The sequence below is a fragment of the Bifidobacterium callitrichos genome (assembly GCF_008698085.1).
Classification (GTDB): Bacteria; Actinomycetota; Actinomycetes; order Actinomycetales; family Bifidobacteriaceae; genus Bifidobacterium; species Bifidobacterium callitrichos.
This window is the reverse complement of the sequence record NZ_RZJP01000001.1, coordinates 548,511-560,592: the sequence shown is the minus strand read 5'-3', so window position 1 is coordinate 560,592 and position 12,082 is coordinate 548,511. Positions and strand designations below refer to the sequence as shown.

The window sequence follows — 12,082 nt, the reverse complement described above, 5'->3', positions numbered from 1 at the left end:
GGGCGTATCCTTGGCGTATCCTTTTGGCTGGGAGGCTCCCATGGGCAATATCACCGATGACATCCGCACACGGTTCGCGACGTTCGGCGAATCCTCGTTCAACGAAGCCGATTCCCTGGCGCTCTCGCAGCTGGCGTACGCGCGCATGCCCGATAATGTGCCCCGGTGGCGTGACGATGAGCGGGGGAGCGGGGTCATGCCCATGGTCCCCGTCCGAGACCTGCTGCGCGCCGAATGCTATGACGCGATGTTCGGCAAGGTGTGGTCGCCCGACATGAACGTCGACCTGCTGCGCGCGATGGCCGAAAGTCCCCGGTGGCGCGACCTGCGTATCGGCGCGTATGTGGACGAGTTCGATCCCGAGACCACGAAGCAGTTCTCCGCATGCGCGTTCGATCTCGGCGACGGCACGCTCTACGTCGCCTTCCGCGGCACCGACAGTTCGATCGTCGGGTGGAAGGAGGACTTCATGATGGCCTTCCGCCGCCCGGTCGCCTCGCAGGAGGCCGCGGCGCGGTATCTGGCCGACGTCGCCTCGAGGTGGGATGGGTCGATTATGGTCGGAGGTCATTCCAAAGGAGGCAACCTCGCGGTGTACGCCTCCGCCTGCGCGCCCGAGGATGTCCAACGGCGTATCGCGGCCGTGTACTCGCATGACGGCCCCGGTTTCGACGAGGCGTTCTTCGCCACCGACGGCTATGCTCGGATCTCCACAAGGATCCACAAGTCGGTACCGGGCTCATCGATCATCGGCATGCTGTTCGAGACGCGTGAGAACGCGGCGGGCGGCTATACGGTCGTCGACAGCGACGGTGTGGGCATCATGCAGCATTTCGCGCTCCACTGGCAGGTGAAGGACGGTGCCTTCGTCCAGGCCGACGGACTCACCGCCGGCGCCCGATACGCCGCACGTACGCTGAACGACTGGATGGCGCGGTACGACGACGAGCGTCGACGGCTGTTCATCGAGAACTTGTTCTCCATTCTCGAGGCGGGCGCGGCCTCCGGTGGGTATGCGACCTTCGGTGAACTCACCGCGCACTGGACTCAGTCGTTGCCCGCCATGCTCGTCGCGATGCGCGACGTCGACCCCGCCGACCGGGCTGTCATGATCGAGGTCGTCAAGGGGTTCGCCGCCACCGCGGCCGGCGCCGCAACCACAGTGATCCCCTCGATCGCGCGATAGCTAGTCGATGAGCTTGTAGCCGTGGTCGGAGACGACGGACTTGAGCTTCTCGAGGTAGTTCTCGGCCGCCGAGGAGAGCTTGGCACGCTCGTTGGTGATCCAGCCGACGAGCATCGTCTCGTCCGAGTCGAGTGGAACCGTGCAGATCTTCTCGTTGTTGAGGTCGCCGTTGTCGATGCCGGTGCACACCGTGTAGCCGTTGAGGCCGATGATGAAGTTGAGGATCGTGGCGCGGTCCGTCACGTTGATCTGCTTGGGGGAGTAGTCCGGCCAGACCGCCTCCTCGGCGAAGTAGAAGGAGCCGTCCTCGCCCTGCTCGTACTGGATGAACGGGAAGGGCTTCAGATCCTTCATCGTGACCATCTTCTTCGTGGCGAGCGGGTTGGTGCGCGCCAGGAACACATGGAGCGGGGCGCGGAAGAGCGCATGGAACTCCAGATGCTTCTCGCGCAGCAGCTTGCCGATCACGTCCTTGTTGAAGTCAGACAGGTAGATGATGCCGACGTCGGAGCGCATGTTGGCGACCGAGTCGATGATGTCGCGCGTGCGGGTCTCGCGAATCGTGAACTCGTACTCGTCGGACTTGATCGAGTTGATCATCTCGACGAACGCCTCGACGGCGAACATGTAGTGCTGCGTGGAGACGGTGCACAGCTGCTTGCGGGGCTTCGCGTTCTTGTAGCGCTCCTCGAGGAGCGCCGCCTGATCGAGCACCTGACGCGCGTAGGTGAGGAACTCGGCGCCGTCCACGGTCAGGGCGATGCCCTGCGAGGAGCGGGTGAAGATCTCGATGCCGAGCTCCTTCTCCAGTTCCTTGACGGAGGAGCTCAGGGCGGGCTGCGAGACGTAGAGCTCGTGGGAGGCCTCGTTCATCGAACCGCATTCGACGATCTTGACGATGTATTTGAGTTGCAGAAGCGTCATAAACCACAGTTATAGCAGTCAGGATGGTCGAAGAGAGAGGTTATAGCCGATTACTTCCACGACGGCGGACGCCATGTGAGACAGAGTTGGGGCACACCACGGCTGACGGAGGGACTGGCATGACATGCATCGTTTCGATGGAATATATGCCACCGGTTCCACGATTCGGCTGCTAACCTGTTGGCGTCGAAATCCTTCGACCTTCAGACTGTACAAGGAAGGTGAACTGGGTGGGAACCGTCAGAGTACTGATGCGGCACATCGGGGAGTTCAGACGGGACGCCGTCATCACCCCGCTGGTGATGATCGGCGAGGTCGTGTGCGAGATGATCGTGCCGCTGCTCATGGCCACGCTCATCGACGACGGCGTCGAGAAGGGGGATATGGGCGTCATCGTGCGCACCTCCCTGATCATGCTCGCCGTCGTGCTGTGCGGACTCGCGGTCGGATGCCTCGGGTCGGTCTTCGGCTCGAAGGCCGCTGCAGGCTTCGCGAGGAACCTGAGGCAGGACCAGTACGACAACATCCAGACCTTCTCCTTCACCAACATCGACCGCTTCTCCACGCCGAGTCTCGTCACGCGCCTGACCACGGACGTGATGAACATCCAGAACGCATTCATGATGATCCTGAGGATGGTGCCGCGCGCGGCCAGCTCGCTGATCGTCGCGATGTGCATGGCGTTCGTCGTCTCCGGTCGCATGGCCCTGATCTATCTCGCGGCCGTGATCTTCCTCGGCATCGTCCTCGGCGTGCTCATGAACGTCGCGGCCCGCTTCTTCCGCCGCGCGTTTCCCGAGTACGACGTGCTCAACGAGAACACCGAGGAGAACATCACCGCCATACGCGTGGTCAAGGCGTTCGATCGCGGCGACATGCAGAACGAGCTGTTCCGCACGGTCTCCAAACGCATCTACGACATCTTCCTCAAGGCCGAGCTGACGCTCGCCTCCGTCAACCCGGTCATCCAGTTCACCATCTGGGCCTCGATGCTGCTCATCAGCTGGTTCGGCGCGAACCTCATCGTCGCCGGAGACCTGACCACCGGAGACCTCACATCCCTGCTCATGTACTGCATGAACATCCTCATGAGCCTCGTCATGCTCTCGATGACCATCGTCATGATCACGATGTCGTCCGCCTCCGCGCGCCGTGTGGCCGAAGTGCTCACCGAACGGGCCGACATGCCCGTGGCCGAGCATCCCGTCATGGCCGTCAAGGACGGGGCCATCGACTTCAACGACGTCGACTTCAGCTACCCCGAGGTCACGCTCTCCGACAACGACCCGACCGCCAAGCGGCGCGCCGCCATGGCCGCGAAACTCACCGGCGCTCGGCGCCGCGAGCGCGTGCTCGACGACATCGACCTGCACATCCCCTCCGGCGCGGTCGTCGGCGTGATCGGCGGCACCGGCTCGGCCAAGACCACGCTCGTCAACCTCATCCCGCGCCTGTACGACGTGACCGGCGGCTCGGTCATGGTCGGCGGCGTCGACGTGCGCGACTACGACCTCGACACCCTGCGCGACAACGTCGCCGTCGTCCTGCAGAAGAACGTGCTGTTCTCCGGCACCATCGCCTCGAACCTGAAATGGGGAGACCCGAACGCCACGATCGAGGACATGCGACGGGCATGCCGCATCGCCTGCGCCGACGAGTTCATCGACCGCATGCCCGACGGCTACGACACCGTCGTCGAACAGGGCGGACAAAACCTCTCCGGCGGCCAGCGGCAACGCCTGTGCATCGCACGCGCCCTGCTCAAACATCCCAAGGTGCTCATTCTCGACGACTCCACCTCAGCGGTCGACACTGCCACCGACGCGCGCATCCGCCGCGCCTTCGCCAACGAGATGCCCAAGGTCACCAAGATCATCATCGCCCAACGCATCTCCAGCGTGCAGGACGCCGACATGATCGTCGTCATGGACGACGGCCGCATCCACGGCGTCGGCACGCACGCCGAACTCGTCGGCAGCGACGAGATCTACGCGAGCATCGTCGAACTGCAGACCAAGGGAGGCGGCGACTTCGACGAGAACGCGATGACGGATGTGATGACGGATACGGCGGCCAAAGCCGCAGCACACGAAACGGAGGTGAAGTGATGCCGGGACCAAGGGGCAATGCGGCGAAGAACGCCGCAGGGGCGAAAGACTACCTGAAGATGGGCCATCCGTGGCGCACGTTCACGCGTCTCATGGGCGACCTGTTCGCCAGATACGGCGTGCAGTACGCCGTCATCATGGCGTGCATCCTCGTCACCGTGCTCGCCAACGTGCGCGGCAACCTGTTCATCCAGCGACTCATCGACGACTACATCATGCCGCTCGTCCATGCGACGCCGGCGGAACGCGACTTCGGCCCGCTGCTCGGCGCCATCCTCGCGCTCGCCGGCCTCTACGCGGTCGGCGTCGTGGCCGCGGCCGTCCAGGCCGTCCTCATGGCGTTCGTCACCCAGGGGTTCATGCGTCGGCTGCGCAACCGCATGTTCGGGCACATGCAGAAGCTACCGCTCGGCTATTTCGACACGAACTCGCGCGGCGACGTGATGAGCCTGTACACCAACGACATCGACACGCTGCGCCAGATGGTCTCCCAGTCCATCCCGCAGATCCTCACCTCGGTGCTCCAGATCGTCATGGTCCTAGTCTCGATGATCTACCTGAGCGTGCCGCTGACCGGTGTGATGCTCGTCATCGCCGCGGTCATGGTGATCCTGACCAAGGTGCTGACCGGCCGCTCCGGCGCGCACTTCTCGCAGCAGCAGCGGTCCGTCGGCAAGCTCAACGGCTTCGTCGAGGAGATGATGACCGGGCAGAAGGTCGTCAAGGTGTTCACGCACGAGGAGGCCGCCAAACACGACTTCCGTGAGGTCAACGACCGACTGTACGACGCCTCCAACAAGGCCAACAAGTTCGCCGGCTATCTGGGCCCCATCAACAACCAGCTCGGCTACATCGGCTACGTGATCTGCGCGCTGGTTGGCGGCGCGCTCGCGATGACCGGCGCCACCGGTCTCACGCTCGGCGCGCTCGTGAGCTTCCTGACGTTCGTCAAAAGCTTCACGATGCCGATCTCGCAGGTCTCGCAGCAGCTCAACGCCATCGTCATGGCGCTGGCGGGCGGCGAGCGCGTCTTCGATCTGCTCGACGAGCGCATCGAGGAGGATGACGGCCGGGTCGCGCTCGTCAACGTCACGCACGACGCGGACGGACGATTGGTCGAGTCGCGGGAGCGCACCGACGACTGGGGTTGGAAGGATCCGTCCGACGACCGTATCACGCCGATGCGCGGCGACATCCGTCTCGATCACGTGAACTTCAGCTATGTGAAGGGCAAGGAAGTGCTTCACGACATGACGATGTTCGCCAAGCCCGGTCAGAAGATCGCGCTCGTCGGATCCACCGGCGCCGGCAAGACGACGATCACCAACCTCATCACCCGCTTCTACGACATCGATTCCGGTTCGATCACCTATGACGGCATCGATATCCGCGATATGCGCAAGGGCGATCTGCGCAGGTCGCTGGGCATGGTGCTGCAGGACACGCACCTGTTCTCCGGTTCGATCATGGACAACATCCGCTTCGGGCGTCTCGACGCCACTGACAAGGAGGTGAGGGCCGCGGCGCGCCTCGCCAACGCGGATGCCTTCATCGAGAAGCTGCCCGACGGCTACGACACGCAGCTGACGGCCGACGGCGCCGCCCTGAGTCAGGGCCAACGGCAGCTGCTCGCCATCGCGCGTGCCGCCGTCGCCGATCCGCCGGCGCTGATCCTCGATGAGGCGACCTCGTCGATCGACACCCGCACCGAGTCGCTCGTCCAGCATGGCATGGACCGGCTCATGAAGGGGCGCACCACGTTCGTCATCGCGCATCGTCTGTCGACGATCCGCAACGCGGACTGCATCATGGTCATCGAGGCCGGCCGCATCATCGAACGCGGCACCCATGACGAGCTCATCGCGATGAAGGGGCGGTACTACACGCTCTACACCGGACTCAAGGGCGACGCTGACTGACCGGGGCTGACCGGGGCTGACCGGGACTGGCCATACTGGCCAGCCAGTATGGCCGATTGGAAGCGTATTAAGCGTATTAGAGGCGCACGCCCAGCGCGGCGAGCGCCTCGCGGGCTCCGAGCGCGTTCTCGAACAGTCGGCCGTGGATGCCGACCTCGTTCGCGCCGACCACGTTCTTCGCGGTGTCGTCGAAGAACACGCAGCGCGAAGCCGTAAGGCCGAAGCGGGAGAGTGCCAGTTCGTAGATATCGGCGTTCGGCTTGTGCATCTTCTCGATGCCGGAGACGACGGTGCCGTCCAGCAGATCGTTGAGGACCGGGTACTTGTCGAAGGCGATGTGGATCGTCTCGTGCGACCAGTTCGTCAGACCCCATACGCCGTAGCCGTGCGCCTTGAGATCGCGCAGCAGCTGCTCCATGCCGGGCAGCATGCGTGGCAGGGCATCGCCGTAGTGCTCGATGTAGTACCTGAAGATCCGCGCGATGTCCTCGCCCTGCTCACGCACCACGTCCGGATAGATGTCGGCGAAGTCCTCGCCGGCGTCCATGCGGTCCTCGTAACGGAAGAAGCCGTGCGGGTCGTCGTCGGCGCAGATCGCATCCACCACGTCATCGGGGAAGTGGCCGGTAAGGCAGGCGCGCGTGTTCCAGTCGAACAGGACGCCGCAGAAGTCGAAGATCACGTCGGTGACGGGGGAGTCGGTGTAGGGGGAGGTCATGCAAAGCTCCTTGGACGAGTCGGCGGACATGGGGGATGTCCGACGACAGCCAGACGTCCCCGCTGATCACATACCTATATATACGCGATGCAGCGGCCAACACGAGGGCGGCCTAAGGTAAACGGACACGGGGGACTACGTTGACCAACGGCGTTAGCAAAGCGTTAGCGAATCGCCATGCGCCGTTGTTATGGTCGTATGTAACCCGTAAAAACCGTTTCATCTCCTTCACATTCCCAATAGCATGAAGAGCTGTAATGACCCGACGGTGATGTCTGACCGCCCTGCACAGCCCCACGGCTGCGCTGCGGGGCGGGAAGGTTCAGAACCGTCGGGTTTGTTCAATGATAAGGAGAAAGACATGCCCTGGTGGGTAGATGTTGCCTATGTCGTGGGCACGATCGTCATCTTCGTCCTCTTCGATCTGTTCGGAAAGTGGGTTGACAAGCTATGATGACGTTCTTCACCGTGCTGGGTGTCGTGCTGGGAATCGTGGGAATCGCCTACATGATCTATTCCCTGTGCCGTCCCGAGAAATTCTGACAGGCCCTTAAGAGAAAACAGTCTAGGGAACAAAGGTTCATCACATGGTATATCTTTTTGCGATCATGGCATTCGCGCTGATTGCCATCATCCTGGCGGCGATCTACAAGCCGCTGGGCGACTACATGTACAACGTGTTCACGTCCGACAAGGATCTTTTCTTCGAGAAGTGGATCTACAAGATCATCGGCGTGGATTCCAAGAAGGGGCAGACCTGGAAGGCGTATCTGCGCGGTCTGCTCGGCTTCTCCCTCATGAGCGTTCTGGTGCTCTACCTGCTCCAGCGCGTGCAGCAGTGGCTGCCGTTCTCGCTGGGCTTCCCGAACGTCGAAGGTCCGCTCGCGTTCAACACCGCGGCCTCGTTCGTCACCAACACCAACTGGCAGTCCTATTCGCCTGATGTGACGCTCGGCTACACCGTTCAGTTCGCCGGCCTCGCTGTGCAGAACTTCGTCTCCGCCGCCGTCGGCATCGCCGTGTCGATCGCTCTGGTTCGCGGCTTCGCCTGGCGCAAGTCCGAGACCATCGGCAACTTCTGGGTCGATCTGACCCGCGGCACGCTGCGCCTGCTCATGCCGATCTCCATCGTCATGGGCATCATCCTCATCGCCCTCGGCGTCGCCCAGAACTTCGCCGGCTTCGTCGACGTGAACACCATCGCCGGCGGCACACAGAAGATCATGCAGGGCCCGGTCGCCTCCCAGGAGGTCATCAAGGAGCTCGGTACGAACGGTGGTGGCTTCTTCAACGCCAACTCCTCGCACCCGTACGAGAACCCGAACATGTGGACCAACCTCATCGAGATCCTCCTCATGCTGTGCATCCCGGTCGCGCTCACCCGCACCTTCGGCCGCATGGTCGGCGACGTGCGTCAGGGCTACGCGATCCTCGGCGCGATGGTCATCCTCTTCGGCGTGAGCTTCCTGTGCGTCGTCACCGCCGAGTCCTTCTCCAACGACGCGATCGTCAACCTGACCGGCGGTTCGATGGAAGGCAAGGAGACCCGCTTCGGCATCGTGTGGTCCGGCCTGTTCGGCACCACCTCGACCTCCACCTCCACCGGCGCCGTCAACTCGATGCACGATTCGTACACGGCACTGGGCGGCATGATGTACATGCTCAACATGATGCTCGGCGAGGTCTCGCCGGGTGGCGTGGGCGCCGGCCTCTACGGCATCCTCGTGATGGCCGTCGTCGCCGTGTTCATCGCGGGCCTCATGGTCGGCCGTACGCCTGAGTACATCGGCAAGAAGATCGGTCCGCGTGAGATGAAGATGGCCTCGCTGTACTTCCTCGTCATGCCGATCACCGTGGTCGTGGGCGTCTCGCTGAGCTTCGCCCTGCCGTTCGCACGCCAGTCCATCTTCGACACGTCGCTGAACAACTCCGGCAACCACGGCTTCTCCGAGGTCGTCTACGCGTTCACCTCCGCCGCGAACAACAACGGTTCCGCGTTCGCCGGCATCACCGCCGACACCCCGTGGCTCGACACCGCGCTGGGTCTGGCCGTGCTGCTCGGCCGCTTCCTGCCGATCGCCCTGGTGATCGCTCTGGCCGGCTCGCTGGCCAAGCAGGACAAGGTGCCGGTCACCGCTGGCACGATGAAGACCGACAACGGCCTGTTCGTCATCCTGCTCGTGTTTGTTATCGTCCTTATTTCCGCGCTGACGTTCTTCCCGACGCTTGCTCTGGGACCGTTGGCAGAAGGTTTGGTGGCGTGATATGACTTCCGCAACTGCGAACGACGTCACGAACGACGCGACTTCCCTCGCGAACGACGTCAAGAATTCCAACAACCAGTCCCTCGGCGTGATGCTCGGCAAGAGCCTGCCGAACGCGTTCCACAAGTTCGACCCGCGCAACATGTGGCACAACCCCGTCATGTTCATCGTGTGGGTGGGCGCCGCGTTCCTTACACTGCTCGGCATCTGCCAGCTGTTCGACGCCTCGCTGACCAACGGCGAGCCGGTCTACTTCACGTGGATCGTCGCCATCGTCCTGTGGGCCACCGTGCTCTTCGCCAACCTCGCCGAGGCCGTGGCCGAGGGCCGCGGCAAGGCGCAGGCCGATGCACTGCGCAAGACCCGCACCACCACGCCGGCCCGCATCGTGCGCGGCTACGACGAGAAGAACGATCCGGACGTGCAGGGCCCCGAGAAGGGTGAGGGCCCGGCCTACATCGAGGAGATCCCGAGCTCCGATCTGAAGCTCGGCGACGTGGTCGTCGTCTCCGCCGGCGAGCTGATCCCGGGTGATGGCGACATCATCTCCGGCATCGCCTCCGTCGACGAATCCGCCATCACCGGCGAATCCGCCCCCGTCATCCGCGAGTCCGGCGGCGACCGCTCGTCCGTCACCGGCGGCACCCGCGTGCTCTCCGACCGCATCGTCGTGCGCATCACCCAGAAGCCCGGCGAGAGCTTCGTCGACAAGATGATCGCCCTGGTCGAAGGCGCCAACCGCCAGAAGACCCCGAACGAGATCGCCCTCGACGTGCTCCTGAGCTCCCTGACCATCATCTTCCTGGTCGTCGTGCTGTGCATCAACCCGCAGGCCTCCTCCGTCAACGCCTCCGTGAGCCTGACGGTCCTCATCTCCCTGCTGGTCTGCCTCATCCCGACCACCATCGGCGCCCTCCTGTCCGCCATCGGCATCGCCGGCATGGACCGTCTGGTCCAGCGCAACGTGCTCGCCACCTCCGGCCGCGCCATCGAGGCGGCAGGCGACGTGACCACGCTGCTGCTCGACAAGACCGGCACCATCACGTACGGCAACCGTCAGGCCTCCGAGTTCCACGCGCTGCCCGGCATTGACCACGACGAGATCGTCAAGGCCGCCGCCCTGAGCTCGCTCGCCGACTCCACCCCTGAAGGCCAGTCCATCGTGGCTCTCGCCAAGACCGAGGGCTTCGACCTCGACGAGGTCCCGGGCGCCGTCTCCGTGCCGTTCACCGCCGAGACCCGTATGTCCGGACTCGACCTGCCCAACGGCGACCGCATCCGCAAGGGTGCCACCTCCGCCGTCGAGGCGTGGATCGACAAGGAGGGCGGCAACATGTCCTCCGAGGTACGCGATGCGCTGCACGACCGTGTGGCCGCCATCTCCGGTCAGGGCGGCACGCCGCTCGTCGTCGCCGAGCAGAACGCCGCCGGTGTGGCGCGCGTCCTCGGTGTCGTCCAGCTCAAGGACGTCGTCAAGGCCGGCCTCAAGGAGCGTTTCGCCGATCTGCGCAAGATGGGCATCCGCACCGTCATGGTCACCGGCGACAACCCGCTGACCGCCAAGGCCATCGCCGCCGAGGCCGGTGTCGACGACTTCATCGCCGAGGCCAAGCCCGAGGACAAGCTCGCCTACATCAAGAAGGAGCAGGCCAGCGGCCAGCTCGTCGCCATGACCGGTGACGGCACCAACGACGCCCCGGCCCTCGCCCAGTCCGATGTCGGCGTCGCGATGAACTCCGGCACGTCGGCCGCGAAGGAGGCCGGCAACATGGTCGACCTCGACTCCGACCCGACCAAGCTCATCGACATCGTCGCCATCGGCAAGCAGCTGCTCATCACCCGTGGCGCCCTGACCACCTTCTCCATCGCCAACGATGTCGCGAAGTACTTCGCCATCATCCCGGCCATGTTCATGGAGAAGTTCCCGGGCCTCGGCGTGCTCAACATCATGGGTCTGCACAGCTCGCTGTCCGCGGTGCTCTCCGCGATCATCTTCAACGCGATCATCATCGTGCTGCTGATCCCGCTGGCGCTCAAGGGCGTCAAGTACCGCGCCGAATCCGGTGAGAAGATCCTCGGCCGCAACCTCAAGATCTACGGTCTGGGCGGCATCATCGCACCGTTCATCGGCATTTGGATCATCGACCTGTTCATCCGCCTGATCCCGGGCTTCTGATCGGTCCCGAGACACTAGGCAATTGAAGGAGCGAATGAAATGAATTCCTCGATGTCACTGAACCTGCGCAGCTACTGGGCCGGTTTCAAGGCAGTGATCGTCTTCACCGTCATCGTCATCGTCTACACGTTCGTGTTGACCGGCGTCGGCCAGCTCGGCATGCCCGACAAGGCCAACGGTTCGATGGTCACCAACTCCCAGGGTGAGGTCGTCGGCTCGTCGCTGATCGGCCAGTCCTTCACCGACGAGAACGGCGACGCCCTGCCGCAGTACTTCCAGTCCCGTCCGTCCGCGGCCTCCGACCCGAACAAGGAGGAGGACAACCAGGGCTACTACGCCGCTGCGTCGTCCGGCACCAACAAGGGCCACGCCGACGAGGACCTCATCAAGAACACGACCGAGCTGCGCAAGGCCATCGCCAAGCGTGAGGGCGTGAGCGTCAAGGAAGTGCCCGCCGATGCGGTGTCCGCCTCGTCCTCGGGTCTTGATCCTGAGATCAGCCCCGAATACGCGGCCATTCAGGTCAAGCGCGTCGCCAAGGAGCGCGGTCTTAGCCAGGAGAAGGTCGAGTCGCTGGTCAAGAAGTACACCACCGGCCGCGGTCTCGGCTTCATCGGCGAGTCCACCGTCAACGTGGTCAAGCTGAACCTCGCACTCGATGAGCTCAAGTAGCCATTACGAGTGATCGACATCCCTCAGGGGTGATGGCGTGAGTGTCCGACGCCGTCACCCCTGAAGGTGTTTTATAACGTATAGTCGAAGGCAACGGGACAAGGGGAAGGCGGGA

General features: G+C 63.5%; 9 protein-coding genes. 7 read left to right on the top strand and 2 right to left on the bottom strand.

Annotated elements, in window-relative coordinates; genetic code table 11:
- Positions 1-40 precede the first annotated feature (40 nt).
- On the top strand, positions 41-1,186 hold the full coding sequence (locus EMB92_RS02460; RefSeq protein WP_150393658.1) for a DUF2974 domain-containing protein: 1,146 nt from the start codon (positions 41-43) through the stop codon (positions 1,184-1,186).
- Here the strand turns inward: EMB92_RS02460 and EMB92_RS02455 are convergent, their stop codons facing one another.
- Positions 1,187-2,110: a LysR family transcriptional regulator gene (locus tag EMB92_RS02455; RefSeq protein WP_043163682.1), complete on the bottom strand. Its 924-nt coding sequence runs from the start codon at positions 2,108-2,110 to the stop codon at positions 1,187-1,189.
- Between the two features lie 230 nt (positions 2,111-2,340).
- Here EMB92_RS02455 and EMB92_RS02450 point away from each other — a divergent pair, with 230 nt between their 5' ends.
- A complete protein-coding gene (locus tag EMB92_RS02450; protein WP_223847526.1) occupies positions 2,341-4,218 on the top strand; it encodes an ABC transporter ATP-binding protein in 1,878 nt (625 codons plus the stop codon).
- Between the two features lie 59 nt (positions 4,219-4,277).
- Entirely contained in the window at positions 4,278-6,137 is a 1,860-nt protein-coding gene (locus tag EMB92_RS02445) for an ABC transporter ATP-binding protein (RefSeq protein WP_150393928.1), read from the top strand.
- A 76-nt stretch (positions 6,138-6,213) separates the two neighbouring features.
- On the opposite strand, the gene EMB92_RS02440 is transcribed toward EMB92_RS02445, so the two are convergent.
- The gene (locus EMB92_RS02440; RefSeq protein ID WP_150393657.1) at positions 6,214-6,855 is read right to left on the bottom strand and encodes an HAD family hydrolase; all 642 of its coding nucleotides are present in this window, start codon (positions 6,853-6,855) and stop codon (positions 6,214-6,216) included.
- Between the two features lie 244 nt (positions 6,856-7,099).
- On the opposite strand from EMB92_RS02440, the gene EMB92_RS02435 reads away from it, so the two are divergent.
- From EMB92_RS02435 to kdpC, 4 genes are all read left to right on the top strand, one after another.
- Positions 7,100-7,309: a hypothetical protein gene (locus EMB92_RS02435; RefSeq protein ID WP_150393656.1), complete on the top strand. Its 210-nt coding sequence runs from the start codon at positions 7,100-7,102 to the stop codon at positions 7,307-7,309.
- Between the two features lie 133 nt (positions 7,310-7,442).
- On the top strand, positions 7,443-9,119 hold the full coding sequence (kdpA, locus tag EMB92_RS02430; RefSeq protein WP_043163689.1) for a potassium-transporting ATPase subunit KdpA: 1,677 nt from the start codon (positions 7,443-7,445) through the stop codon (positions 9,117-9,119).
- Position 9,120: 1 nt separating this feature from the next.
- The gene (gene kdpB, locus EMB92_RS02425; RefSeq protein ID WP_150393655.1) at positions 9,121-11,295 is read left to right on the top strand and encodes a potassium-transporting ATPase subunit KdpB; all 2,175 of its coding nucleotides are present in this window, start codon (positions 9,121-9,123) and stop codon (positions 11,293-11,295) included.
- 39 nt (positions 11,296-11,334) lie between these two features.
- Entirely contained in the window at positions 11,335-11,967 is a 633-nt protein-coding gene (gene kdpC, locus EMB92_RS02420) for a K(+)-transporting ATPase subunit C (protein WP_150393654.1), read from the top strand.
- Positions 11,968-12,082: the final 115 nt, after the last annotated feature.